27 protein-coding genes are annotated in these 25,382 nt (G+C 60.7%); 11 read left to right on the top strand and 16 right to left on the bottom strand.

Annotation, left to right across the window (positions count from 1 at the left end):
* The first annotated feature begins 115 nt into the window (after nucleotides 1-115).
* The 6 genes from OLZ32_RS28840 (at nucleotide 116) to OLZ32_RS28815 (ending at nucleotide 5,859) form a co-directional block, all read left to right on the top strand.
* The gene (locus tag OLZ32_RS28840) at nucleotides 116-940 is read left to right on the top strand and encodes a class I fructose-bisphosphate aldolase (protein WP_264424162.1); all 825 of its coding nucleotides are present in this window, start codon (nucleotides 116-118) and stop codon (nucleotides 938-940) included.
* 22 nt (nucleotides 941-962) lie between these two features.
* Complete coding sequence (locus OLZ32_RS28835; protein ID WP_264424160.1) at nucleotides 963-2,117, top strand: Gfo/Idh/MocA family protein; 1,155 nt, start codon at nucleotides 963-965, stop codon at nucleotides 2,115-2,117.
* Complete coding sequence (locus OLZ32_RS28830) at nucleotides 2,117-2,788, top strand: D-lyxose/D-mannose family sugar isomerase (protein ID WP_264424158.1); 672 nt, start codon at nucleotides 2,117-2,119, stop codon at nucleotides 2,786-2,788. The genes OLZ32_RS28835 and OLZ32_RS28830 overlap by 1 nt, the downstream gene beginning before the upstream one ends.
* A complete protein-coding gene (locus OLZ32_RS28825) occupies nucleotides 2,788-3,846 on the top strand; it encodes a carbohydrate kinase family protein (RefSeq protein WP_264424156.1) in 1,059 nt (352 codons plus the stop codon). Before OLZ32_RS28830 ends, OLZ32_RS28825 begins: the two co-directional genes overlap by 1 nt.
* 135 nt (nucleotides 3,847-3,981) lie before the next feature.
* Nucleotides 3,982-4,770, top strand: coding sequence for an L-iditol 2-dehydrogenase (locus OLZ32_RS28820; RefSeq protein ID WP_264424155.1), 789 nt, complete (start codon nucleotides 3,982-3,984; stop codon nucleotides 4,768-4,770).
* An 81-nt stretch (nucleotides 4,771-4,851) separates the two neighbouring features.
* Nucleotides 4,852-5,859, top strand: a complete 1,008-nt coding sequence (locus tag OLZ32_RS28815; RefSeq protein ID WP_264424153.1) for a zinc-dependent alcohol dehydrogenase family protein — start codon at nucleotides 4,852-4,854, stop codon at nucleotides 5,857-5,859.
* A 30-nt stretch (nucleotides 5,860-5,889) separates the two neighbouring features.
* Here the strand turns inward: OLZ32_RS28815 and OLZ32_RS28810 are convergent, their stop codons facing one another.
* From OLZ32_RS28810 to OLZ32_RS28765, 10 genes are all read right to left on the bottom strand, one after another.
* Nucleotides 5,890-6,909, bottom strand: coding sequence for a LacI family DNA-binding transcriptional regulator (locus OLZ32_RS28810; protein WP_075224292.1), 1,020 nt, complete (start codon nucleotides 6,907-6,909; stop codon nucleotides 5,890-5,892).
* A gap of 178 nt (nucleotides 6,910-7,087) precedes the next feature.
* A complete protein-coding gene (locus OLZ32_RS28805) occupies nucleotides 7,088-7,948 on the bottom strand; it encodes a Pnap_2097 family protein (protein WP_003545436.1) in 861 nt (286 codons plus the stop codon).
* A gap of 2 nt (nucleotides 7,949-7,950) precedes the next feature.
* A complete protein-coding gene (locus OLZ32_RS28800) occupies nucleotides 7,951-9,225 on the bottom strand; it encodes an MSMEG_0569 family flavin-dependent oxidoreductase (RefSeq protein WP_222261808.1) in 1,275 nt (424 codons plus the stop codon).
* Nucleotides 9,226-9,236: 11 nt separating this feature from the next.
* Complete coding sequence (locus OLZ32_RS28795) at nucleotides 9,237-9,524, bottom strand: MSMEG_0570 family nitrogen starvation response protein (RefSeq protein WP_222261809.1); 288 nt, start codon at nucleotides 9,522-9,524, stop codon at nucleotides 9,237-9,239.
* Complete coding sequence (locus OLZ32_RS28790) at nucleotides 9,517-10,686, bottom strand: MSMEG_0565 family glycosyltransferase (RefSeq protein ID WP_003545441.1); 1,170 nt, start codon at nucleotides 10,684-10,686, stop codon at nucleotides 9,517-9,519. The genes OLZ32_RS28795 and OLZ32_RS28790 overlap by 8 nt, the downstream gene beginning before the upstream one ends.
* Nucleotides 10,683-11,657: a sll0787 family AIR synthase-like protein gene (locus OLZ32_RS28785; RefSeq protein ID WP_003545443.1), complete on the bottom strand. Its 975-nt coding sequence runs from the start codon at nucleotides 11,655-11,657 to the stop codon at nucleotides 10,683-10,685. The genes OLZ32_RS28790 and OLZ32_RS28785 overlap by 4 nt, the downstream gene beginning before the upstream one ends.
* Before the next feature lie 2 nt (nucleotides 11,658-11,659).
* Complete coding sequence (locus OLZ32_RS28780; RefSeq protein WP_264424148.1) at nucleotides 11,660-12,202, bottom strand: MSMEG_0567/Sll0786 family nitrogen starvation N-acetyltransferase; 543 nt, start codon at nucleotides 12,200-12,202, stop codon at nucleotides 11,660-11,662.
* On the bottom strand, nucleotides 12,199-13,317 hold the full coding sequence (locus OLZ32_RS28775; protein WP_264424146.1) for an MSMEG_0568 family radical SAM protein: 1,119 nt from the start codon (nucleotides 13,315-13,317) through the stop codon (nucleotides 12,199-12,201). The genes OLZ32_RS28780 and OLZ32_RS28775 overlap by 4 nt, the downstream gene beginning before the upstream one ends.
* Nucleotides 13,244-14,290, bottom strand: a complete 1,047-nt coding sequence (locus tag OLZ32_RS28770) for a Nit6803 family nitrilase (RefSeq protein WP_264424144.1) — start codon at nucleotides 14,288-14,290, stop codon at nucleotides 13,244-13,246. Before OLZ32_RS28770 ends, OLZ32_RS28775 begins: the two co-directional genes overlap by 74 nt.
* 75 nt (nucleotides 14,291-14,365) lie before the next feature.
* Entirely contained in the window at nucleotides 14,366-14,848 is a 483-nt protein-coding gene (locus OLZ32_RS28765; protein ID WP_003545449.1) for an MSMEG_0572/Sll0783 family nitrogen starvation response protein, read from the bottom strand.
* A 695-nt stretch (nucleotides 14,849-15,543) separates the two neighbouring features.
* On the opposite strand from OLZ32_RS28765, the gene OLZ32_RS28760 reads away from it, so the two are divergent.
* Together OLZ32_RS28760 and OLZ32_RS28755 are read left to right on the top strand one after the other, a co-directional pair.
* The gene (locus tag OLZ32_RS28760) at nucleotides 15,544-16,191 is read left to right on the top strand and encodes an esterase/lipase family protein (RefSeq protein WP_264424141.1); all 648 of its coding nucleotides are present in this window, start codon (nucleotides 15,544-15,546) and stop codon (nucleotides 16,189-16,191) included.
* Between the two features lie 74 nt (nucleotides 16,192-16,265).
* A complete protein-coding gene (locus OLZ32_RS28755) occupies nucleotides 16,266-17,411 on the top strand; it encodes a right-handed parallel beta-helix repeat-containing protein (protein ID WP_264424139.1) in 1,146 nt (381 codons plus the stop codon).
* 31 nt (nucleotides 17,412-17,442) lie between these two features.
* Here OLZ32_RS28755 and OLZ32_RS28750 read toward each other — a convergent pair whose 3' ends face one another.
* The 3 genes from OLZ32_RS28750 to OLZ32_RS28740 are packed head-to-tail and all read right to left on the bottom strand — an operon-like array spanning nucleotide 17,443 to nucleotide 20,669.
* Nucleotides 17,443-18,549 carry an acyltransferase family protein gene (locus OLZ32_RS28750; protein WP_264424137.1) on the bottom strand — a complete coding sequence of 369 codons (1,107 nt, stop codon included), beginning with the start codon at nucleotides 18,547-18,549 and terminating at the stop codon, nucleotides 17,443-17,445.
* Entirely contained in the window at nucleotides 18,536-19,891 is a 1,356-nt protein-coding gene (locus tag OLZ32_RS28745; protein ID WP_264424135.1) for an O-antigen ligase family protein, read from the bottom strand. Before OLZ32_RS28745 ends, OLZ32_RS28750 begins: the two co-directional genes overlap by 14 nt.
* Nucleotides 19,892-19,934: 43 nt before the next feature.
* Nucleotides 19,935-20,669 (bottom strand): SGNH/GDSL hydrolase family protein, encoded by a 735-nt coding sequence (locus OLZ32_RS28740; protein ID WP_264424133.1) that lies wholly within the window; start codon nucleotides 20,667-20,669, stop codon nucleotides 19,935-19,937.
* Between the two features lie 225 nt (nucleotides 20,670-20,894).
* Here OLZ32_RS28740 and ku (OLZ32_RS28735) point away from each other — a divergent pair, with 225 nt between their 5' ends.
* Nucleotides 20,895-21,701 carry a non-homologous end joining protein Ku gene (gene ku / locus OLZ32_RS28735; RefSeq protein WP_264424131.1) on the top strand — a complete coding sequence of 269 codons (807 nt, stop codon included), beginning with the start codon at nucleotides 20,895-20,897 and terminating at the stop codon, nucleotides 21,699-21,701.
* 55 nt (nucleotides 21,702-21,756) lie between these two features.
* Here ku (OLZ32_RS28735) and ku (OLZ32_RS28730) read toward each other — a convergent pair whose 3' ends face one another.
* From ku (OLZ32_RS28730) to OLZ32_RS28720, 3 genes are read right to left on the bottom strand one after another with little or no spacing between them, the layout of a single operon-like run.
* Nucleotides 21,757-22,608, bottom strand: a complete 852-nt coding sequence (gene ku / locus OLZ32_RS28730; protein WP_264424130.1) for a non-homologous end joining protein Ku — start codon at nucleotides 22,606-22,608, stop codon at nucleotides 21,757-21,759.
* A gap of 18 nt (nucleotides 22,609-22,626) precedes the next feature.
* Nucleotides 22,627-22,860, bottom strand: coding sequence for a DUF2188 domain-containing protein (locus OLZ32_RS28725; protein WP_003545457.1), 234 nt, complete (start codon nucleotides 22,858-22,860; stop codon nucleotides 22,627-22,629).
* 46 nt (nucleotides 22,861-22,906) lie between these two features.
* Entirely contained in the window at nucleotides 22,907-23,167 is a 261-nt protein-coding gene (locus tag OLZ32_RS28720) for a hypothetical protein (RefSeq protein WP_003545458.1), read from the bottom strand.
* Between the two features lie 143 nt (nucleotides 23,168-23,310).
* Between OLZ32_RS28720 and OLZ32_RS28715 the strand changes: the two genes are divergently transcribed.
* Nucleotides 23,311-23,739: an OsmC family protein gene (locus OLZ32_RS28715; protein WP_222286598.1), complete on the top strand. Its 429-nt coding sequence runs from the start codon at nucleotides 23,311-23,313 to the stop codon at nucleotides 23,737-23,739.
* 85 nt (nucleotides 23,740-23,824) lie between these two features.
* The gene (locus tag OLZ32_RS28710) at nucleotides 23,825-25,276 is read left to right on the top strand and encodes an FAD/NAD(P)-binding protein (protein ID WP_264424124.1); all 1,452 of its coding nucleotides are present in this window, start codon (nucleotides 23,825-23,827) and stop codon (nucleotides 25,274-25,276) included.
* Nucleotides 25,277-25,382: the final 106 nt, after the last annotated feature.

Genomic DNA, 25,382 nt, shown 5'->3' with positions numbered 1-25,382 from the left:
CGGCGCCTCGTCCGCACCTGGAAACCAGTATGGAAACGTTACCACATTATCTTGACTCGTATTCCTGCTGTGTTTATCCAAATGTGGAAACGTTACCATATTGGGAGGAAGTTTGATGAAATCCGCGCGGTTGAACCGACTTTTCGGCGTGTCTGGAAATTGTTTTGACGTTGCTATCGATCACGGCATGTTCAATGAACGAACCTTCCTTTCCGGCATCGAGAACATGAAGACGGCGATCGAGGTGATCGCGGACGCGGCGCCGGATGCCATTCAGCTCCCGCCAGGGACCGCACCCCTTTTGCAGGCGATCCCCGGCAAACATCGCCCGGCACTGGTGCTGCGCACCGACATCGCCAACATCTATGGCAATCCCCTGCCGTCTCAGTTGTTTTCCGAAATGATCGACAGGGCGGTGGAGCAGGGCGTTGCATTGGATGCTGCCTGTGTCGTCGTCAATCTTTTGATGCTGCCGGACCAGCCGGAGGTCTACCGCGCCTGCGTGCGCAATGTGAACAGCCTGAAGCGCGAATGCGAGATCTACGGCATGCCGCTGATGGTCGAGCCGCTTGTCATGCAAGACAATTCCAAGGGCGCCTACATGGTCGACGGCGCGATCGACAAGATTCTGCCGCTCGTGCGCCAAGCGGCCGAACTCGGCGCCGATATCATCAAGGCCGACCCCTGCGACAATGTCGAGGAATATCACCGCGTGGTCGAGATCGCCCAAGGTCTGCCGGTGCTCGTGCGCGGCGGCGGCCGCGTTTCGGATCAGGAAATCCTGATCCGCACCAGAGAGTTGATGGAGCAAGGCGCCCGTGGCATCGTCTATGGCCGCAACGTCATTCAACATCAAAATCCCGCCGGCATGACGCGGGCCTTGATGGCGATCGTCCATGACAAGGCTTCTGTCGAGCAAGCCTTGCTGCATATTGCCTGACGCGCGTCTGGGAGGACATGTCATGACGAAAATATTCCGCTTCGGCGTCATCGGCTGCGGTCTGATGGGGCGCGAGTTCGCGAGTGCTGCGGCGCGCTGGCTGCATCTGGTCGATGTGAAGGCGCGACCGGAAATCGTCGCCGTCTGCGATACCAACGCGACGCTGCTCGACTGGTTCAGGGATCATGTGCCGACCGTTCGGCAGTTCACCGCCGACTATAAGGACCTGCTGGCCAATCCAGAGGTCGATGCGGTCTATTGCGCCGTCCCGCATGTGCTGCACCAGCAATTCTATATCGACATCCTGAAGGCCGGAAAGCATCTTCTCGGCGAAAAGCCCTTCGGCATGGACGCCGCGCAGAACCGGGAAATCATGGCGGTGCTCGCCGAGCATCCCGAACTCCTGGTCCGCTGCTCGTCGGAAATGCCTTTCTTCCCTGGCGCACAGAAGGTCATCGCGCTCGCAAGAAGCGGTGAGATGGGGGATATAATCGAAGTCGAGGCGGGTTTCCTGCACTCTTCGGATATCGACCGGCAGAAGCCGATCAACTGGAAGCGCATGGCCGATATCAATGGCGACTATGGCTGCATGGGTGATCTCGGCATGCATGTGCTGCACGTGCCGCTGCGTCTCGGTTGGCGCCCGACCACCCTGCATGCGCAATTGGTCAAGAAGGTCACCGAACGTCCTGACGGCAAGGGCGGCATGCTGCCCTGCACCACCTGGGACAATGCCACGATCAGCAGCCGCGTACGCACCGGGGATCAGGATTTCCCGATGGTGCTGAAAACCTGGCGCATCGCGCCCGGCGAATCCAACACCTGGTACATCCGCGTTCTCGGCATGAAGAAGAGCGCGTTCTTCAGCACGAAGTCGCCGCGCCAGTGGCAGTGGATGGACTATAATGGCAGTGCCCAGGCCTGGAGTACCGAGGATCTTGGTTATGGCTCGCTGTTTCCAGCCATCACAGGCAAGATCTTCGAATTCGGTTTTGCCGACGCCATACTGCAGATGTGGGCGGCCTTCGTCGATGAGCTTGCCGGAGGAAATGCCAACGGTTTCGGCTGCGCGACGCCGGCCGAGGCGCAGGCGCATCACGCAGTCCTGACGGCAGCCCTCAAATCTGGTCGCGAGGACGTCGTGGTACCGGTCGCGTATGACGGGGCGCCAGCCTGATGAAGCGCTCCGAGATCAACGCCGCGTTGCTGCGGGCAACCGAGGCCCTCGAGCGCTGGCATTGGTCCCTGCCGGCATGGGGCTCCTGGACGGCGGCGGATTTTGCCGCTCATCCGGAGGCCGCAGCCTATTTGCGCGCTCATCAGCTGGGTTGGGATGTCACCGATTTCGGCTCGGACCGGTTCGCCGAATGCGGTCTCGTGCTGTTTAGCCTGCGCAATGGCATCGTCGATATCAGGGGTGAACGGAGCTATGCCGAAAAGCTGCTCTTCGTTGGCGAAGGGCAGGTCACGCCGACCCACCGTCATGCGGCGAAGATGGAAGACATCATCAATCGCGCCGGCGGTGATCTCGTCATCGAATTCGCCGCAACCGATGCCGATGGCAATGTGCTGGCGGAGGATGTGACGGTGCCGGTAGACGGGCTGCCGCACCGGCTCGCTGCATGGGAGCCGCTGGTTCTCCAGCCTGGCCAGAGCGTGACGATCCGCACCGGGCTTTACCACCGCTTCTACGGCAGGAAAGGTGGCGGACCTGTCCTTGTCGGCGAGGTCAGCCAGGTCAACGACGACAACAGCGATAATTTCTTTCTGGAGCCGATCGCGCGCTTTGCCGAGATCGAGGAAGACGAGCCGCCGCTGAGGCCCTTGTGGAACGAAGGAGTCAGCTGATGCGAGCCGGGGAGGAGGTTCACGATCGCGACAGTCAGAGGCAGGGCGGCATCGTTTGCGCGGGAAACTTCATCGTCGATCGCGTCCACACCCTGTCCTATTGGCCCGAACAGGGCAATCTCGCGCATATCCTGCACCAGGATCTGGGCGTGGGGGGCGGGGCGGCCAACGTCGTCACCGATCTGGCCTCGCTCGGATTTCCGGGAAAGCTGGCGGCGGCGGGATGCATCGGCGCCGATCAGGACGGAGAGATCGTCAAGGCCCGTCTTGCGGTTGCCGGCGTCGATGTCGGGGGGCTGACTGCGCTTGCCGACCGGGTGACGGCGCATACGCATGTCATGAATGTGCCCGGCCAGAACCGGACCTTCTTCTATCATGGCGGCGCCAACGATGCCGTCACGGACAAGCTTGTCTCACCCGCGGCCTTCGCCAAGGCCGGCTATCGGCTGTTCTATCTCGGTTATCTCATGCTGTTGCCGGGTCTCGACCGCATTGGCCCTGACGGCCGTTCGGGAGCATCGCGCCTGCTGGAGGCCGCGCGCCGCGCCGGCCTGACGACCTGCGTGGATTTCGTATCGAGCGAAGACCCGGAATTTGCGGCCAAGGTCGGCGTCGCTCTGCCCTTCTGCGATTATCTGATCATCAACGAGATGGAGGCGGGGCGGGCAACCGGCGTTATCGTTCGCGATGCGGAGGGAGATTTGATCGAGGCGGGGCTTTTGGAAGCGGGCGAGCGCCTGCTTGCGGCTGGTGTCGCCAAGGGCGCGATCATCCATGCGCCGGAAACCTGCTTCTGGTTTGCATCAGGCGCTTCTCCGATCATGACGCGTTCACGACCCGTCGATCCCGATGACATCGTCAGTACCGTCGGCGCAGGAGACGCTTTTTGCGCCGCCGTGCTCTACGGCCTGCATGAGAACTGGCCGGTCGAGCATATCTGCGCCGTCGCCCACGCCGCAGCTGCGCGTTGCCTCAAGGGGGCGACGGCCACCGATGGCATCCCCGACATGTCCGCCCTTCTTTGCGAGGCGAAGGAGACGAAGCCGGAATCCGCTTAGCCCATTGGCGTCGCCTCAGGAGGGCGGCTCCGATTATCGTTCAGTCAAAAGGGGAGGAGTAACCATGAAGCTATTCGTTACGGCAGCCGCGCACGGCGCCTTTGCCGATTTAGGCGCGACCGGGGAGGCAGTGCGATGACCCATACGGAAACGGCGCGACTTTCCGGCAAGGTGGCATTGGTCACGGGAGGAGCGAGCGGCATCGGCAAGGCGGTCTGCGAGCGTTTTGCCGCCGAAGGCGCGAGGGTTGTCGTGGCGGACCTCGACGGTGAACGATGCGCACGGGTGGCCGAAGCGATCGGCCCTGATGTCTGGGGTGCAGCGCTTGACGTGACCAGCCAGGACAGCATCGAAGAAGCTGTACGCTTCACTATATCAACCGCCGGTCAGATCGACATCCTGGTCAACGCCGCAGGCATTTACGACGTCGAGTCCATCCTGGAAATATCCCGGGAACGGACCGCTAGGGTATTTCAGGTCAATATCGAAGGCCTGATCTTCATGACGCAGGCCGTTGCCCGGCACATGGTGGAGAGAGGGGAAGGTGGACGCATCATCAACTTCTCGTCCCAGGCTGGGCGTCGGGGCGAAGGACCGGCAGTGGCTTACTGCGCGTCCAAGGCGGCCGTCATCAGTATCACCCAAAGCTGCGCTCTTGAGCTGATCCGTTACGGGATCAACGTCAACGCCATCGCTCCCGGCGTCGTCGATACGCCGATGTGGGACGTCGTCGATGCAAAACTCGGCAGCCGGGAAGGTTTGAGACCCGGTGACGTCAAGCGCCGCGTGGCCGCCGCCGTCCCGGCCGGACGATTTGGCGCCCCCCAAGAACAAGCTGCCATGGCCGCCTTCCTGGCCGGGCCCGATGCAGAATACATCGTGGCGCAGTGCTACAATGTCGATGGCGGCAATGTCATGAGCTGAGCGTTTGAGCGTGCCCAGGATGGTCGATGCCGCGGGGCGGACGTGTGATCAGCACAATCAGTTGTGGTCTGGAGGAGTGGAATGAGAGCTGTACGTTTAGAGTCGATCGGGTCTTTGACCATGCGCAGCGTCGAGAAGCCGGTTGCCGGGCCGGGCGAGCTGCTTGTCCGGGTTGCAGTGGCCGGCGTCTGCGGTTCCGATCGCCACATGTACAAGGGTGAGTATCCGACGGCTATCCCCGTGACGCTGGGCCACGAATTCTGCGGTATAGTCGAAGCGATCGGCGATACCGTTACCCGCTTTACCGGTGGTGAGCTTGTGACGGTGGACCCGAATATTGCCTGCGGCACCTGTCGGGCGTGCACGCAGGCGCGGCCGAATTTGTGCGAGAGCTTGACCGCCATCGGCGTGACACGGGATGGCGGCTTTGCCGAATATGTGGCGGTGCCGCAGGCCCAGGCCTTCGTCCTGCCGGCCGGCCTCGATCCCGTTCACGGCGCCTTCAGTGAACCGCTGGCCTGCTGTATCCACGCAATCGACAAGGCAAGGATCCGTCCGGGCGACAGCGTCGCGATCCTCGGCGGAGGCGTGATCGGCCTGCTCATGGTGCAACTGGCCCGCCTGGCTGGGGCAGGCGAGATCATTTTGATCACGCGGCAGCAATCGAGACGCCAAACGGCTCTGCGCCTGGGGGCGACGCACGCCTTCGACCCGGCCTCAGAAACAATCGCTTCTGTTCGAGAGGTCACCAAAGGCGGCGCAGACGTGGTCATCGAGTGCGCCGGCGTCAGCGACACGCTTCAAAACGGGCTGAAAATGGCGCGGCGCGGTGGCACTTTTGTGCTTTTCGGGGTGACGCCGGCGGGTGTCGAGGTGCCGGTTCTGCCCTTCGATCTGCTGGTCAACGAAGTCGATATCAGGCCGGCCTACCTCAACCCTTTCACCCATTCGCGCGCTGCGGCAATGGTCGCGAGCGGGGCGTTGGAACTGGACGCATTAGTCACCAAAACCATAGGTCTCGAGGAGGTCGCCGACGTGGTGGGCAACGTGCCATTACCGGGCGAGATCAAGGTTATCGTCCGACCCTAGCCTGTCGTCTCTCTGATCCACGCCATCTGCTCAGCTGCGAACAGTGCCGGTGGAATCGCGCTCGATCAGCGTGACCGGCACTTTTACGATCGCGCCTTGCCGAGATTCGTCTCCTGTTTGGTGCTCCTCGATCAGCGCTTCCAGCAGCCGTGCTGCCTGCTGTCCGACATCGCGGATCGGCTGTGCGACCGTTGTCAGCCGTGGAAAGACGTAGGCGGCCTCCGGCAGATCGTCGAAGCCCACGACGGAATAGTCGCCCGGAACAGAAAATCCGCGATCCTGGATGGCATGGATTGCGGCAATCGCCGAAACGTCGGTCGTGCCGATGATCGCGGTGACCTCGGGTCGAGACGCCAGCAATTCCCGCGCCAGCCGGTAGGTCTCTGCAAAGCTGTGCTCTTCCGCCATCGCCACGATGGCAGGCGCGATCCCATCTTTCGCCATCTCCGCCGTGATGCCCTGAAGGCGAAGCTGGATCGGCTGGCTGTGGGCCGGCGCGCCGACGATGGCGATTGCCCGGTGGCCGAGATCGATCAGGTGGCGCGCCATCAGCCGTCCGCCTTCCTCGTGATCGGCCATGACAGCGTCGTCGGCGATGCCGCTCAGCTCGCGGTCAATGGCGATGATTGGAATGCCAGCGTCCCGCAGCACCCCGAAATGCTCGATGCTGCCGAAGGCGCTTGCCACGATGACGCCGTCGACGCGCTGGGCGAGCAGCATCGAGATGTAGCGCACCTCATGGTCCATATTTTCCGCCGTGCTGCAGATCAGCGTCTGATAGCCGTGCTGGAACAGTTCCTGTTCAATCGCATGGGCCAGGATGCCGAAGAAAGGCACTTCAATCGACGGCAGCATCAGTCCGATCATCCGGCTTGGTGCGCCGCGCAGCATACGGGCACCCTTGCTGGGCGTGTAATTCAGCGTTCGGATAGCCGCCTCGACCCGCTCCCTGAGCTCAGGCGAGGCATAACCGCTGTTGTTGAGCACGCGCGAGACCGAAGAGACCGATGTTCCTGCAAGTTTAGCGATATGTCTGATGCTGGTCGTCACGTGCTCGCATTTCTTTCTCTACAGCGCCGGCGTCTTTTCAGACGCGCAAAGGACGCTAGCGTAGGAGCGGTCGAACATTCATCAGACGGGCTGCTGAAGTTCGGCTTGATTTCATCATCCACTAGATCACTAGCGGGACGCCGCATCAAGCGCGCCGCTGGTGCACTCCCGTGCAGGCTCAGCAAAGACTTTTCCAGGTGCCGAATATTTTGGCGATCACCTTCCCATTTTCGCGTCGTAGCTGCCCATGGACAGTTCTTTGCTCGTCAGAAAAATCGATAAGGTCGAAGAAGACGCTTTCATTTCGTTCGATATTTCCAAGGAAGAAGACGTCCTTTCGGACGACCGACCCTTGGCGGGGAAACCAATTTTCCAAGGCGCGATCGGCCAATGCCTGATACTCGGCAAAGTAAAATAGTCCTGCGCCGTTGAACTCCTGCGAGGCGCTGGGATCAAATCGAAAGGTTCTGAGCGCTTTGTTGGCGGGGACCGGAAACCCGAAATGCGTTGCTGACCGCCCATTCCGGATGTCTGCAGCATTCTCAGCCAGACGGCTGGGCTGGAACCGCTCTCCCTGCGGCTCAGGCAACGTCACACGGGCAATCGAGTGATTGTTGTCTTTGATCGTTCTGTGAACGAAGGTTGAGATGAGTTCGACCGCGCCGACGCTTCGTCCGTGGACAGACAACTCGTGCCGGGTCGACGTCCGGGTTCGCGAGACTGCGGACAGTCTCGAGTGGATGGCCAAAATGTCGTTTGCCTGCACCACGTCGAAACGTGCATCCGTCAGTGACGTTGCACAGATCGCGGCATAGGCCTCTTCTCCATTGGCAGTTCTGAAATCCGCATTGTCGAGCCCGAGATGACACGCAAGCATCAGCCAGTGACGATGGCCGAGTTCCTTCATCAGCCAGGTCTCGGACAGCCCGTTTCCATTCAAATGCGGCATGCCGAGGAGCATATGCGGATCGAGGGCACGTTCCATCAGGTCGCGTGCCGAAGGTCCTGCGGGCGGAAAATCGAGAAGGGCCGCGATCATGATCAGGCGCTGACCGATTGCTTGAGAGACGATGTCTGTGCCGAATGTCGCGCTGCGAGATGCCCGACCACATGTTCGGCATCCCTGCCGACGCTGAGGAACCGGCCCGAGCCCCAGGTCCAGAGCCAGGGAAGTCCGAGAACATAGACGCCATCGACGGCGGTGACGCCGCGGCGATGAACGGGATAGGCGTTGCCGTCGAAGATCGGCAGGCCGACGAAGGACCAATCCGGGCTGAATCCCGTGGCCCAGATGACCGAGGTGATCCCCTCCGCCTTCAGGTCGAGTTCGGCAATCTCCGCCTCAGGCTCCCAGACGGGGACATAGGGGGATCCGGCCGGAGCCTCGATGCCTTTTTCGGCGATATGCCGGTCAATCAGGGCATTGATGCCGTTATAGACACGGTCGGCGCCGTCGAGATTGGCCTTCAGGTTCGGCTCGAACAGCATCCGGCCGGCGGCGACACCGGACATGCGGCCATACAGCGCCATGCCCTCCTGCGCGAACTTGCGCAGATCGATATCGCGTCCGCCGTCGCGTCCCGTCAGATAGTGGTTGGTGTCGTGCTTTTTCTTCGTCATGCCGTCATGTTCGACCGTGATGTCGTACTGGCCGATATCGGAAAGCCAGTCGACCACATCGCGCCCGCGATAGAACCGGGCGCAACGCGGCGCATTGCCGGTGACGAGATGCACCTTGCGGCCGGCAAGATGCAGATCCTCTGCAATCTGGCAGCCGGACTGGCCGGAGCCGACCACGATGACGCCGCCTTCCGGCAGTTGCTCGGCATTGCGGTAGGCGGCGGTGTGGATCTGCGTGACGTCCTCGGGCAGGCGCTCGCCGGCACGCGGAATGGCCGGATCCGCATAGAGGCTGGTGGCGATCACCACGGCATCGGCGGTCACCGCGCCAGCCGAGGTCTCGAGCCGGAAGAGGCCGCCATGCTTTTCGAGCGACGTCACGCCGGTTTGCTCGAGGACCGGCGCCTCGACCTTCTTCACGAAGCGATCGACATAGGCGAGGATCTCGTCCTTGACCATGAAACCGTGCGGATCCGGACCGTCATAGGGATGATCGGGAAGCTGGCACTGCCAGTTCGGCGTCACCAGGCAGAAAGCGTCCCAGCGTTCGTTCTTCCATTTATGCGCAACGGTCTTCTTCTCGAAGACCACGTGATCAATGCCGTGCCTCTTCAGATAGTGAGAGGCCGACAGCCCGGCCTGGCCACCGCCGATGACAACCGCACTGTAATGGCTCTTGAGGGATGGTGTGGTCATGATGGGTCCTTTCAAAGGATGAAGCTTTCGCAGCGGACTTCGGCCTCTGCGTCGGTGAGATAAGGAGTGGCGGCCTGTTCGATGCGCGACAGCTGGCCGAGCGCCAGCGAGCAGGGATAGCCGTATTTCGCCTTGACCCTGTCGCTGGCGATGGTCAGTGCCGCGCGGCTGCGATCGAGAAAGTCGGACAACGGATAGGTTTGGCCCTCGGCGAAATAGTCCTTGATCACCAGCGAGGGCGAATAACAGGTCTCCTTGCGGCCATCCGGCCAAGCAATAACGAACCGCATTTCAGGCATGGTCGGGCTCCAGCAGCGTGTGATAGCGGGCAAGATGGGCAGTCGCGGTTTGCTGCCAGCCATGGCGGGCTGCAACCGCTAGACCACGGGGAATGATCTGCTCGCGGATCGGTGCGACCAGCGCCAGCGCCATGCCTTCGGCAATGGAGACCGGATGATGCGGATCGCACCAGATCGCGTCGCCGGGACCCAGATATTCGGTGAAGGGCGCAATCGAGGATGTAACAACCGGAATGCCGCTGGCCATGGCTTCCAGAACGACGAGGCCGAAGCCTTCCTTGAGCGAGGGAAACACCAGCGCATCCGCCAACCGGTAGAGGCTCGGCATGTCGGCATCCGCGATCGCACCGGTGATATGCACCGCTGCGGCGTCCCGACCGAGACAGGCGAGGCAAGAGCGGAACTCCTCCTGATAGTCTCCATGGTCCAGGAGAGAGGCGCCGCCGGCAATGACAAGCTGGGCATCCGGCTGGATGGCGCGGACCTGACGAAAGGCTTCCAGAATACCGAGGGTGTTCTTTCGCGCCTCGATGCCGCCAATACTGAGGAAGATCGGCCCGCTTCCCAGCTGCAGCCTGTCGCGCAGAGCGACCTGCTCCCCGCTCCAGGCAGGCGAGAAGCGGTTGGTGTCGACGCCATTGCCCACCACTGCCGCCTCGATGCCGCGCTCGTCTCTCAGCCTGTCCTGCCAGAGGCGGCTGACGGCGAAGAAGATATCGGCCGCATCGATCGCGCGATCCTGCAAAGCCATCAGGCGCGGATCGGCGAACTGGTCGATATGGTGGACAGTGCGGGCAAAATTCGGGATCAGGCCCTCCAGCTTGAGGGTCGCCAGCGCATTGCCGGAAATGCCGTCATGGGCGTGAAAGAGGTCGAAGCCACTGGTTCCGGTTCTCCGGAAATAGTCGACATAGTCGGCAATCCGCTGCTCGACCATTTGCGTCATGTCGGCGGGTGCCGGCGGCACGGCAATGCAGGCCGTGCCGCAGGAGGGTTGACGAAAGAAGCCCGTCCCCTTGGCATCCGGCGCATGCAGGACCACTTCATGGCCAAGCGAGGTCAGCGCTTCCGAAAGCTGCATGGCATGAACCACGCCGCCACGCGGATTGGTGGAATGGGTCAGCATGGCAATGCGCAGAGTTCGGTGCGACGGGAGGCTCATGCGACGACATCCTGTCGGCCGAGCTGCAGCAGTGGTGTTTCGACATGATTGCGCACCACTGCACGGCTTCCGCCATCGACCAGCGCGACTTCGGCGCCGGCCACGACCGCACCGATGACCGCAGCGCTGATGCCGCGCGCGGTGAAGCGGGCGACGACATCGGCCACATCTTCCGGCGCGACCGAGAGCAGGTAGCCGAAGCTCGGAAAGGTGACGAGCCAGCGATCGAGGCTGACACCGGCGGGCAGGGGAATGGCGGTGACGTCGATGTCGATGCCGACATGCGAGCATTCGGCCAGCATGATGGCCGTGCCGACGATGCCGCCCTGGCTGATATCCTTCGCAGACAGCGCCAGCCCGGCCTCGGCGACCTCGGGCAGCAATTCGAGGTCGCCGCGCAGGCGCGCCGGCGCGGCGTCGGTGGCGGCTTCCCAGTTGTTGAAGGGTTCGCGGTAACGGCCGCGATGGTCGATGGCTGCAACCAGCACATCGCCCGGCTTTGCATCGAAGCTCGTCAGCAGCTTCTTGGCGCGACCGAGAATGGCGACCGACAATTGGCCGCGTTCGCTGCGGATATTGGTATGGCCGCCGACGATCGGCACGCCAAAGGCGCTGGATGCCGCCCGCATACCTTCGAGAACGGGTGTCGCGCCTGCCTCGCCATTGGCCCAGACGGCATCGACCACGGCGATCGGCCGGCCGCCCATGGCAACGATGTCGGAGATATTGACCATGACGCCGCACCAGCCGGCGAACCAGGGGTCGGCGGCGACAAACTCGTTCATGAAGCCTTCGATGGCAAAGAGCAGATAGTCGTCGCCGTCGGGCAGCGCGGCGCAATCGTCGCCGACGGCAATCTGCTGCCCCTGCAGACCGAGCCTTGCCGCGATCGTGCCGATATCCTGCTTGGCGGCGATGCCGCTGCTGGCCGAGAGTTTTGCAGCCAGGCTCTTGATGTCGATTGCGGCCATCCTCACGCCGCCTTTCTGGAAAGGGCGGTGAAGCCTGCCTCGGGTGTGGCGCAGGGCGGATAGTAGGCAAGGTCGGCCTTCATCCTGAGATGCGGCTTGCCATAGACCTCGAACTCCTCGATCACATCCCAATGCAGCCTGCGGAACAGCAGACCGTTCTGCACCTGCACATTGGCGAGGAACGTGTGGCATCCGATCGCGTTGGCGGAGGAGACGGCGAGTTTGATCAGGGTCGCCCCCAGGGCGCCGATCTTGCGGAAATCGCGATGGACCGTCAGTCGCGAGCCCCACCAGAGACCGGGTTCCGCCTGATGGATGCGCACCGTTCCGACCAGCTGGTCGGCGGCAATGCCGAGCATGGAGAGCGCAACGATCGGGATGGCGTGATCGTCGATCGCGTCGCGGTCATCGCCCTCGAAGATCCGCTGTTCCTCGCAGAAGACGGCACGGCGCAGCGCATGCGCTTGGCTGCGCTCCCAGGCGGAGGTCGCGAACTTCACCTGGAACTCGCTCGAGCGATAGGGAGCAAAGGCTTCGAGCATCATTTGGTGAGCATCCTTTCATAGGTGGAAAGGGCGGAGCAGGCGCCGCATTTGCCGCAGCCGGCCTTGATGTCGACGGCCTTCAAGCCGCTGGCGACCAGCATCCTGGACAAGGGTCCGAGGATCGAGTGCATGAAGTCGGGCCTCGGTGCCGGGTGGCTTTCGAGCGGCGTGCCGGAGATCGGTACGAAGGGCACGACGAAGGGATAGACACCGAGCGCAACCAGCTTTTCGCAGATGTCCAGAATGGCTTCACGGCTGTCGCCGAGCCCCGCCAGAACATAGGTCGAGACCTGGCCGCGCCCGAAGACCTCCACTGCGGCCTTGAACGAGGCCATGTATTTGGCGATCGAGACCTGCGCCTTGCCGGGCATGATGCGGGCACGGACCTCCGGCGTCACGGCCTCCAGATGCATGCCGAGGGCATCGACGCCGGCCTCCTTCATGCGGGTGAACCATAGATCGTCCTCCGGCGGCTCACATTGCGCCTGGATGGGAATGTTGACGGCCGATTTGATGGCGCGGGCGCTGTCGGCGAGGATCGCAGCACCGCGGTCGTCGCCCTTCGGCGTGCCGGTGGTCATCACCATATGCTTGACGCCGTCCAGTTCGACGGCGGCCTTGGCGACTTCCGCGAGCTGCTCCGGCGTCTTGTGGGCGATGGTACGGCCGGCGGCCAGCGATTGGCCGATGGCGCAGAACTGACAGGTCTTGGTACGGCTCTGATAGCGGATGCAGGTCTGCAGCACGGTGGTGGCGAGCACGTCCTTGCCGTGCAGAACGGCGATTTGCGAATAGGGAATGCCGTCGGCGGTCGAGCGCTCATAGAAGCGCGGGCGCAGGGGAAAGGAGACCTCGCCCAGCACCGTGCCGTCCCGGCTGATACGGCTGCGGCCCATCTCGTCCGGCTTTTCCACCAGATAGGGGCTCTCGAACGCAGGTGCGGTGTGAACCGGCACCATCACCGTCATGCCGTCAATGGTCAGTGCCTTGTGGTCGGAAGGTCCGGCCCCGCCGCGGCGGCTTTCATGTCCGGCCTTGGGATCAACGAGCCGGGCTCCGTAGGACTGCAATTCGTTGATCAGAATCTCGGTCGGCAGACGTGTCGTATTCTCCATCGGAAAGGGTCCTTGCTTCGGCTGTGGGGAGGGATGGCTGGGTGGTGGTGACCATCGGCACCGTGGCGCGGCCATCCATGACAAGATGCAGCAGCTCGGGCCGGGCATAATGGCCGACCGAATCCATCATTCGCTTGCGTTTGACGATCAGGCTCATGTCGAGATCGGCGATCAGGATGCCTTCGCCTTCTATGAGCGGCGGCACGACGTGTTTGCCTTCGGGCGAGATGATCGCAGTCATGCAGCCGCCGCGCAGGGCCTTCTGCAGGCCGGCGTCGGACGTGATGGAGGCGATCTGCTCGTCGCTCAGCCAGCCTGTGGCATTGATCACGAAGCAACCGCTTTCCAGCGCGTGGTGGCGGATGGTGACCTCCATCTGGTCGGCAAAAATCGGCCCGACCATCGAGCCCGGAAACTGGGCGATATGGATGTCCTCGTGCTGTGCCATCAGGGCGTAGCGGGCCAGAGGATTGTAATGCTCCCAGCAGGCCAGCGCCCCAAGCCGTCCGACGGCGCTATCGACCACCTTCAGGCCGGAGGCGTCGCCCTGGCCCCAGATCATTCGCTCATGAAAAGTCGGGGTGATTTTGCGACGCTTGAGGATGAGCGTGCCATCGGCATCAAACAGCAGTTGGGCATTATAGAGCGATCCGTGGTCACGCTCGTTGACGCCAAGCGCCACGACGATGCCATGCTCGCGGGCGGCTGCCGAGACGGCATCGGTGGCAGCACTCGGCACTGTGACGGCTTCCTCGTAAAGTCGCACATGCTCCTTGCCGGAGAGAACGGGCGGCAGCACGAAAGAAAAATAGGGGTACCAGGGGACGAAGGTTTCGGGAAAGACGATGAGCTCGGCGCCTTTGGCGGACGCTTCGCGAATTGCATCCAGCACGCGGGCCAGTGTTTTCTCGCGCGAGGTCAGATCCGGCGCGATCTGCGCGGCGGCAACCCGGACGCTCGGTTTTTTCTCCATGACGAAATCCTCGATTGACGGTGGGGAGGCGGAGCGCCAGGCTCCGCCCCTTCTTCTTCGGCGCGCGCCTGGTTCTTAGAGCGTCCAGGTATCAAGGATGAAGGCGCCGTCGCGGCGATGGATCAGGATCAGGTCGAGAACGTCGAGCGGACTGATCGGCGTAATGCCGGGGATCAGCGCGCCTTCGCCATGGCCGTAAAGCGCCTGAAGGGCAAAACGGCAGGCATAGACCTTGCCGCCTTCTTCCATGAACTTGACGATCTGGTTGTTGAAATTCAGATGGCCGGGAAAGGCCTCCGCGCCGAGCGTCGGAAAACCGCGCTGAACACCGAGCGTCACGCCCGGGCCGTAGAGAAGGATCGAGGTTTCGAAACCCTTCCGCTTCAGGCGTGTCGCCTGCAGCAGGTTGACGAATCCGATCGATCCTTCGAAGGCCACGGTATGGAAGGTGACGAGGGCTTTTTCGCCTTCGCCGGCCTGTACGTCCTCGAAAACCTTGTCCTCGTAATCGACAAGAAAGTCGCCTTTTTGATTGGCTGGCTTGGTCACTGCGGGCATGGATGGCTCCTTGATTGAAATCCGATCCCCATCCGGGGAGCATCCATCCAATTGCAAGCGTCATGCCAGATTGATTATGCATAAATAGCAGTCAAATCTACCAATTACACATTCAATTATGCGATCAATTGCGAGAGTTAAAGTTTTAAAGCCAATTTTCTGGGCGATCGAATGCAAAAAACGAATGCATGAAAGCTCAAAACAGATGCATTCAATTGATCGTCAATCAGGGCAAGGAGACATGATATTGTGCAGCATGAGCCGCTTTCGCGGCTGGGTTCCGGGGAAGCTCTTCGAGCGTGCCGCCTCTTCTGGTGCCGGTCACATAGCCATGGATGCGAGGGAGGGCTCCGCATCAAGAAGCGTTGCCGCATCAAATGGGAAAGTTATAACTATATTGAATGCAATCAATCAATGTGTTTGGATGTATTGTGAGGGCTGCTCGGGCGCCAACGGAGTAAGCCGCTAATTCCGTCGGCGGAAGAGCGGAGGCTGGCCTGCGCCTCTCCAGCGTCGAAAGGGAGTGCTTGGATTTCGTTCTCACCGATCACTGCCGTGTCACTCTTAGCTTCGAGCACGCGTGCTCCACAGCAAAACTGCTCGGATGTCTGGCCATTCCGCATTGATCGACAATCTTCACCGCGAGAGCTACAGAATAGGCCAGATCGATAGCAGCCCGGTTAAGCGGCCACATGATGAACGACACTGTCCTCCTGTTTCACGGCATTGCCCGGACGAAGAAAAGCATGGCGAAGCTCGCCGGCTTCCTGTCCGGCTACGGTTATCGGGTTGTGAACGTCGGTTACCCCTCCACCAAATTTTCGATCAGCGACCTCATCGACATCATTCGACCGGAGATCGACGACGCCGTGAAAGCAGGCGATGGCCGGGTTCATTTCGTCGGTTATTCGATGGGTGGGCTGGTCATCCGCGCTTTTCTTACGCGTTATCGCCCGGCCAACCTGGGGAGAGTTGTGATGGTCGGAACGCCGAACAACGGCAGTCAGATTGCCGATTTCCTCAAGAACTGGCCACTATACAGAAAGTTCTATGGACCGGCGGGGCAACAGCTGATTACCGATCAAACCGCCATGACCGCGCTGTTCGGCACGGTCGATTTCGAACTTGGCATCATTGCCGGGAACCGAACCATCGACCCGGTCTCTTCGCTTATCATCGGCGTCAGGGTTCCGAATGATGGAAAGGTTTCGGTGGAGAGCACCCGTCTCGACGGCGCGGCAGCGCATATCGTCATTCCGGCAAACCACACTTTCTTGCCCGTCAACAAGACGATGTGGAGCCAGACCCTGTCGTTTCTGCAAGATGGGCGGTTTACAAGCTGAATTTCCAAATATTCAAACATCCGCCACATGCCCTCTGCTTAATTCCCCGCAGCACCGATATCGAAGGAAATGTAATGACCGCCATCCTGCGAAAGAAAGTTCACGGCGCGTCTACACGCGGACAGGTCATCGATGGTGCGCCCGATGTCGGCGTCGCCTATCAGGTGTTTTCCGATACGGTGATCGAAGACGTTATCGTCAAGAATTCTCCTCGAGGCTTCAAATTTCACAATGGCAGGAATCTCACCGTCAGGCGCTGCGAAACGGAGAATGTGAACGGCGACGGCATCTACCTGACGAAGACGACGCACGTGTTGCTGGAGAATAACCGCATCGGCGCGGCACCGGGCGAGGGAGCAGACTGCTGCCAGTTCGCTTATCAAAACAGCGACGACAATATCAGCTCCGATATCGTGATCCGCGGCAATCTCTTCCTGCAGTCGCCGGCGAGCGCATCGAACAAGGGCGCGCTGGTCTGCGACAGAACGCGAAAATACCTGGTCGAATACAATTTCATCGGCGGCAAGAATTTCTCCTTTTCGTCGATTGGGGATGACGCCGTGGTGCGCAGCAACATCATGCGCGATGGCAGGATGAATGATTATTCCTTCGGCTACGGCGTCGGCGACAAGGCCGACCACGCCGACCATCACATTTATGATAACTGGATCGAGAACACCAATCGTGGCGTCAGCCTGAGCGGCTTTTCGGATCAGGAGCTGGCATTTCGCAAAGACATCGATATCCACGACAACGTCATTAGCCAATGCGACATCGCGTTCTTCGCCAACCGTCGGTGGTCCGGCAGCTTTCGGCGCAACATATTTCTGCGGTGCGAGCAGGACATTGTTCTCAAGGGAAACGGCAAAGCGACTGCGGGTGATATCGATGGCAACTATCGCAACGATGGCAGCTTTCTGAACGTCACCCCGCCGCCGCTTCGCTTCAAGCCTGACGGCAACGCTTCCGTTTCCTCCGGCGAATGGACATCCGAGCCCGACGAAATCCGCATCCAGTGGCGGAACAAGGGTATCGATATCCCAGGCGCCAATCGGCCCTCGATCGCGGTTGAGCCTGGCATGGAATTGTCATGCGTCCTACTGGCCCGCAAGGCGCAGAACTGGATGCTGGCGATCGCCGAGACTGCCTATGACGACTTCACGCCGCGGGCATGGCAGGAACACAAGCTGCCGTGGCAGAAGCGCTATCTCTCGATTTAGACGATGCGACGGAGACCCGGATCGCGCAAAATCAGGATCGACGCCAGCCAAGCCTCATGGCCTTTCCTGCGCTGAGCGCTTTGCGAACCGGTTCATCGTAGAGGCGGGTGACGACAATGGCCAATAGGACGATCAGCGGAAGAACGATGGCAAAGATCGCCCAAGCCGGCGGTTGTCCCATGCCAGCGGCCTTCCAGGCTCCCAACAGCAATCCCAGCAGCGGAACATGAATTGCATAGAGCGCGTAGGACGCCTCTCCCGCAATAAGAAGGGGCTGCCGCAGCACGCCATCGAAGTTGGCTGTGTAAAGGACAAGCACGGCGAGAGGAAATAAAGCAGTGATGACGATCAGGTCCTTTATGCCAACCAGTGCGGCTGGCGCCTGGAAGACGAGAAGAGCAGTCGCGACGACGATTGTTGTCACTGCGGCTGCTTTTCCGATGCCCGAAGGGGAGAGCCGCTGACGGTAGCGGTACATCAGGATACCGAGGCTGAAAGAAAAGAGAACGCGGGGAAATCCGGAGAGCAAGGCGCCGTCGAGCGGGATCAGGTCGGCGCTTCCATGGGCCAGCGTTTGCGCCGCCAGCCAAACCCATGACGCAAGCAGGATGACAGCGAGCACACCGTTGGACAGCAATCTCGCCGTATAGCCGTAGGCGAGGTTGATCACGATCTCCAGGAATAGGGACCATGACGGACCGTTGAAGGGGAACAGGTTCGGCGCCTTCAGCGATGTTCCGCCGATCGCCGGCAGGAAGAACATCGAGGCAATCAACGAGGTGGCAAACAGCATCGGATCCATTTGCTGATTTCTGCTGAGCGACATGCCTGCATATGCAAGCACACCGAGCAGCAAACCGAGCAGATAGAGGGGATACAGGCGGATGAGACGCTTGATGGCGAAATCATTGGCAGAGAGCGAAGACTCTTGGATGAGTTTCCTCTCATAGGCGTGGCCGATCACAAAGCCGCTGAGACAAAAGAACAGGTCGACGGCGAGATAGGCAGCCGGCGCTGCATCAAATCCGACAAAACCTTCGGTGTGATGCACTGCCACACAAATAGCCGCCAAGCCACGAATGCCATCGAGGCCAACCAGTCTACGATTATTTGAAGTCATCTTTTTAGCCTGATGCATGTTGCGCGCCTGCCTGGGTCGGTTTGCGGAAGCGGGACAGGAACTCCGGGCCAAGGCTCGTAAGCGCGATCACGGTGTGGGGCCATAAGATGAAGGGGGCGAGCATCATTCCGGCTTCGGTGAACGCACCGATCAAGATCAGGAGGATAATGACAACCTCCTTTCTCTTGGTGATGGCGAGCGCCTGATTGAGGGGCGACGAGGTCATCTTCGCCACGAGCCGCACCACGACGAACGAGGTCCAGATGATGGTCGCGGGTATGCCCATGTTCAGCGCAAGTTCGATATAGGTGTTGTGGGTGGATTGAGCGTCCCACGTAAGGCGAACATATTGCTCCATGATGTCGGGTTGCCGGAACAAGGCAAATCCCCAGCCTGAAAGCGGCCGCTCGTAGATCAGCGGCAGCAACTGTTCCCAGACATTCGTACGTCCGCTGAGCGTAAGGTCTTTCCCGAATGACTCGGCAATCGCCTGTGCCACACCCATCAACGCGACGGAGACGACGAAGCCCAGCAGGGCGAATGCAAGAAGAACGATGAAGGATCTGAAGATGCGGCCTGGAAAGCGCTGAATCCAGCTCATTCCGTAGTATACGGCTACTCCGATGGAAAGCAGGATGATCGCAGTTGATGATTTCGCCAGCAGGATGAGCACGAGGTAGAGCAGCATTGCTGCCCATCGCAGGAGATCATAATAGCGCAGACGCCACATCGGCAGGGCTGGAAGCAGCAGGATGAAGTTTGCTGCCGAAAACTGGCCGAGCATGTTTTTGTGGTAGAACGCCCCTTTCACCATCCCGGCATAACTGCCTCTCATCACCGCAAACCGGGGAAAGGCTGCCGTGTAAAGAATATTGATGAACGCCGTCGCAATGGCAAATTTCGCCAGGCTTTCAAATGTGTCGACGGCTCCATAACGGGCTCTGTAAAGAAGGGGTCCAGCCGTCAGCAATGCGACGGCGACGAGAGCCCGGAGCGAGGCTGTAACGCTGACGGAAAAAGCAATCGACATAAAGACGCATAAGCAGACTATGCCAACCAGCGGCGAGGCGCTGCGGAGCAATTCAACGATTCGCCTGGGCTCCAGCAAGCAGTAGAGGCCAATGAGTGGAACGAGCGACATCAGCAACAGTCGCATTGGCATGGGATCTTTGCCGACACCCTCCTGGAAGTCGGCGGGCAGCCCGTACCACATGCCGGTCGCTCTCCAGAGGGAAATATAAAATATTGCCGAGAGGACGATCCGAACGAGGGTTTCACGCCGAATGCGATATTGCGCGCGAGCTCTGGGTCTATGTCTTTGCAGGCCAATCGGTTGGTAGCTGTCAAATGAGGTGCTCATGACATTCCGCCTTACGTTTTGGTAACCACCTGAGCGGCAAAAATCAAAGCTGTAGACCCGCTGCGGCGAGGAAGCTCGTGATCAGCTTGTATGCCCCTTCATTGAAATGAAGATGGTCAGGCTTGTAGTTGGAACAATCCTTATCGCTTGGCTTACCGCACCGCAACATATCATCGTTCATTTGAACGAACGTGACACCCGGCATTTCAGCCAATGACGATGCGACAAGCTGGTTGGCCGGAATTCGTACATCCTCGTAGAAAGCGTAGCGTTTACCCCGAGGCGGTATGGACAACGCGTAAATATGAGCGCCCGGCCAAAGAGCGCGAACCTTGCTGACAACAGCCACGACACCAGCTGCCACTGCGCATGGCGCGGTTTTCGCACCCAGGTTGTTCGTGCCGATCAGCACGACGACGTCCGCGGGATGGAAATCCGGAAGGCCTAAACCCTCGAGGCGGTACAATGCATTTTGCGTGGTGTCGCCGGCGACCGCGAGGTTCATCACCGGGCGGGTGGGAAAGCTGTCCTTGATCCAGGGCTGCCAGAGTTCGACGAGGGAATCACCGACAAGAGCCATGTTGTATCGGGCCGATCTGGCGCGATAGCTGGGAAGAGCGCGATTAAGTCGCTTGCTTGCCTGCTTTTGCTGGGCCGAGGCATTCATCGCTTTTGTCGGGTCAGGGCATTCCTGTGCGAAGGACGTGCCAGCATTGCCGACGATGAAAAAGAAATTGCATGCGAGGACGATGACGAGGTTGGCGAAAAGTCGCAACATTCAGATTACCGATATCCTGACGTCTTGGGGCTTTCATTATTGAAGAGGAAAATGGCGGTGGCAAGGAAAGAGTGGCTCTGGTCCCTCCGCCCGCAATGCTCGGGCCGATCCATGAAATGGAAATGCACCGACCGCATCTTATCGACGAAATCTTCAACTCCCGGAACCAAAGACCGAACCCGCCGTTGATTGCCATGTCCAACCGTGTCCGGGAGCAGGGCAGACATGGCACGTCAGACATTCTGGAAAGGTTATCTCAAGCTCTCGCTTGTCACCGCCGCCGTCTCGCTGACGCCGGCGACGACCGAAAGCAACAAGGTCCGTTTCCACGTTCTCAATCGCCAGACCAAGAACCGCGTCGAAAGCCGCTATGTCGACAGCGTCACCCACAAGCCGGTGCCTGAGCGGGACCAGGTGAAGGGCTATCCGCGCGGCGAGGACGACTATGTGCTTCTCGAGGACGAGGAGATCGAGGAGGTCGGGCTCGAAAGCACCCGCACCATTGAGATCGACAGTTTCGTGCCGCGCGGCTCGATCGATTGGATCTGGTACGACAAACCGCATTTTCTGGCGCCCGAGGACAAGGTCGGGGTGGAGGCCTTCTGTGTTATTCGCGAGTCGATGAAGGCGAATGACGTCGTCGGCATCGCCCGCCTTGTTCTCTATCGCCGCGAGCGTGCGGTGCTGCTGGAACCGCTAGGAAAAGGCATTGTTCTCTGGACCCTGCGCTATGGCGACGAGGTGCGTGATCCCGTGGCCGAACTCGACAGCAAGGCCGAGATCGACAGCAAGCTGCTGACGCTGATGACGCAACTGGTGAAGGAAGAGACGAAGAATTGGAGCCCGGCCATGGTGCAGGATCCGATCCAGAAACGCCTGAAGTCGATGATCCGCGGCAAGCAGAAGAGCCTGAAGAAGGCGGCGCCCGCGCAAAAACCCGCACCGGTGAAATCGACCGGCAATGTCATCAATATCATGGATGCGCTGAAAAAGAGCCTGGCGGCCGAAGGCGGCGAGAAGCCGCGCCAATGAAAAGTGGCCAGCGATTTCTTGAGATTGCCCATCGCCCGCCAGGGGCGAGGCCATCTCAGCTTGCCTTCTTGCTGCGGCTGTCGCTGCGCGCCGGCGCCTTCTTCGCCACGGCCTTCTTTGCTGGAGCCTTGCCGCTCATCTTGGCGCTCTGGCGCAGCGCTTCCATCAGGTCGACGACCTTGCGTTCCGGGGCCGGTTTCTTCTTCGGTGGCGCCCGGCCCTCGATCTTCGCCTTCACCAGCTCGACGAGGGCAGCCTCGTAGCGATCTTCATATTCGCTCGGTTCGAAGCTGCCTTGCTTGGTGCCGATGATATGGCCTGCAAGCGCGATCATTTCCTTGTCGAACTGGATGTCGGGAATGTCGTTGAAGACCGTTTCGGCCGAGCGCACCTCATAGTCGAAATTCAGCATGGTCGCGACGATGTAGTCGTCATGCGGACGGATCAGCAGCGTCCGGTTGCGCCGGAAAAGCACGGCTTCGGCCAGAGCCGCGACCTTGCCGTCACGCATGCCCCTGGCGATCAGCGACAGCGCCTCCTCGTCATGTTCGTCGACGGGCGCGAGATAGTAAGGGCGGTCGAAATAAAGCTTGTCGATATCGTCATAGGCGATGAAAGCCTTGATATTGAGGACCTTGTCGCTTTCCGGCATGATTTCGGCAATCTCGTCACCCTCGATGACGATGTAGTCGCCATTTTCCATCTGGTAGCCTTTGACCTGGTCGCCCCGCTCGACCGGTTTGCCAGTCTCGCTGTCGACGAATTGCCGTTCCACCCGGTGGCCGGTCCTGCGGTTGATAATGTTGAAGGAGACTCGCTCGGAGGAGGAAACGGCGGTGTAGAGCCCGACGGCGCAGGCAAGGTCGCCCACCTTCAGATGACCCTTCCAGCTTGCCCGAGCGGCCATTCCATCCTCCGTCGCAAATCAGAGCCGGCTGCCGCTCTTGTCGGTTTCGAGTTCCTGAAATGCCCAGCCGCGGCCGTCGGGCGCGGGATAGGCGAGTAGCGCATCGCCATCGCCGATTTTCTGGCGCGATGCAGCGTCCTTGGCATGGACGATCGCTTCGTCCGCTGTCGCATAGGTTTCCGAGAGTGTGTCGCCGAGCTTATAGGCCCAGCCATTGTCATGCGGCACGACCTGATAGGTGATATCGGCCATTTCGGATCTCCTCTTCTCACTCAAATAGGGTGCATGTCGTCGTCGGCTAGTTCCGATTTGGTTTGCGCCGTTCATCGAGCGCAATGATCTTCTCTAGCGACGCGATATCCTCGCTGGTGACGACCGGAACCGGATCGGCAGCGATGGCTTCCAGCACCTCCTGTGAGACGGCGCCATTTCGGATCGCCCATTCCAGCGTTTCGCGGGTTTCGCGCTCGGCCTTCAGCTGCGCATAGAGCGCAACGATCAGCCGATCGCGAGCATCCATCCGCCGGCCCTGGTTATCCATGCTGCGGACGTCAGGCATCGCAATCCACCTTTGTCACTGATTTCGTTCAGGTGTATTCAACTGATGACGGGTGGAAAGGTTCCGAAACCCATGGCGGCGTTTGCCATTGCCGCCTCAGGCGGAAATCACCATCTGCAAGATATTCGCAAGAGGATTTCAACATGGCCGATCTCAAGGCACGTCCCCGCCCGACCGGCGCCACCGCCGTTGTCGGCCGTACCGGTTTTCCGCACGTCACCTCCGCCACCAAGGGCGAGATCGATATCGTCACCGCGCCGTCGCAGCCGGGTTTCAATCCGCTCGATCTGCTCTATTCCTCGCTCTCGGCCTGTCTGGTGCTCAGCGCCCGCATCGCCGCCAGCCAGATGGGCGTTCTCGACAAGATCAGCGAGATCACTGCCGAGGTCACCGGCGAGAAGGCAACGGAAGGCCTTTCGCGCGTTGCCAAGTTCAACATCGTTTTTTCGATCAAGGGCGATATCGACGAAGAAACCCGACAGAAAATCGCCCATGCCGCCGAAGATGAGATCTGCACGGTGAGCAACACCATCCGGGGCAATCCCGAGTTCTCGACGACGATATCGGGGTAAGGCTAAATCTACATCATAATTATAGACGATCGGGGAGAGGATTGCGGGACCACTGCCCCGCTTCTATGCTCCGGCATCGAAAGCAATGATCCCGGCCACCATGCAGCCCAAGCCCCTCCCGACGTCTGAACAGCCCGTCGTCGCCATCATCGGCGGCGGTGTCTCCGGCGCCGGTGTCGCCTATCATCTCGCCAGAGCCGACTGCGGCGAGCGCCCTGCCATCGTGGTCTTCGAGCCGCGCGCCGAACTCGGCCGCGGCCTTGCCTATGACACGGCCGATCTGGCCCACCGCATCAATGTTCCAGCCGCCAAGATGAGCCTGCAGCCCGATGACCTGGGTGAGTTCCTGGCCTGGATCGAAGCCCGCGACGCCATCGCCGACGACCCTGAGGCCAGGCAGCCCGATGGCTCGCTCTTCCCCCGGCGCCGGCTGTTCGGCGATTATGTCGCCTCGCTGCTGAAGCCGCTGCTGGAAGACGGTACCGTGCGTCATTGCCGCGCTGCAGTGACGGCTGTCGAACGCCGTGCCGGCCGCTGGTCGATCCTCGACGATAGAGGCGGCGTGACGGAGGCCGATATCGTCGCGATCGCCACCAGCCATCCGCCGCCGGCAGCCCCCGGCCGGCTTGCGGGCCAGCTTGCCGCCCATCCCCGTTTCGTCGGCGATACCACCAAGCCCGGCGCGCTCGACGTGATCCGCCCGCAGGACCGGGTGCTGGTCATCGGCAACGGCCTGACGGCCGCCGATGTCATCGCCTCGCTGGCGCAGCGCGGGCATAACGGTCCGGTGACCGCGATCTCGCGCCGCGGTCTGCGGTCTCGCGGCCATCCGCCGGTACCGCAGGAGCTCTTCGGCGATTTTATCTCCGATGCGGCCCAATCCGCCGTGTCGCTGCTGAAAGGGATCCGCGCCGCCATAGATGCGGCGAAGGAAGAGGGCATCAGCTGGCATGGGGTGATCGATCAGGTGCGGGCGCAGGGATACGATCTCTGGCAGGCGCTGCCGGTTGCCGAACGACGCCGTCTCGTCCGCCATCTGCGTCCCTATTGGGATGTGCATCGTTTCCGTATCGCCCCGCAGGTCGAGGCCGTGCTCGACGCGGCGGTTGCTGCGGGCCGCCTCGATATCCTGGCCGGGTCGGTTGTCGATGCGCGCATCGAGGGCGAGCTCATTCTTTGCACCCTGCAACCGCGTCATCAGCGCCAGCCGTTGGAGGGACGCTATGACGCCGTCGTTGTCACCACCGGCCCGGCGCATGGCGGTATTCTCCAAACCCAGCCCTGGCTCGCAGCACTTGCGGCAAATGATCACCTGACGCTCGATCCGACCGGCCTCGGCCTTACCTGCACCGAGCGCTCGGAGGCGATCGGCCCGTCAGGAAAGGCAGATCCTTCGCTGCTGATCTCCGGTCCGCTGGCGCGCGGCACCTTCGGCGAGTTGATGGGACTGCCGCAGGTGACCGAGCATGCCTTCTTCGTCGCGACCGCGATCGCCGAAAAGCTGCGGACCAGCGCGACGAATAGGCATCCTGCCTGATTTTCCATCAATATGTCGCTCTTCGACTGTCCCCAGTGATCGACTTCTGATAGTCACTCGGCCACCAACTTTCGCCGGCCCGGCATTTGGGCGACCAGAAATATCG

The organism is Rhizobium acaciae, from assembly GCF_025941625.1.
Taxonomy (GTDB): domain Bacteria; phylum Pseudomonadota; class Alphaproteobacteria; order Rhizobiales; family Rhizobiaceae; genus Rhizobium; species Rhizobium acaciae.
This window is presented reverse-complemented; position numbering and strand designations above follow the sequence as displayed.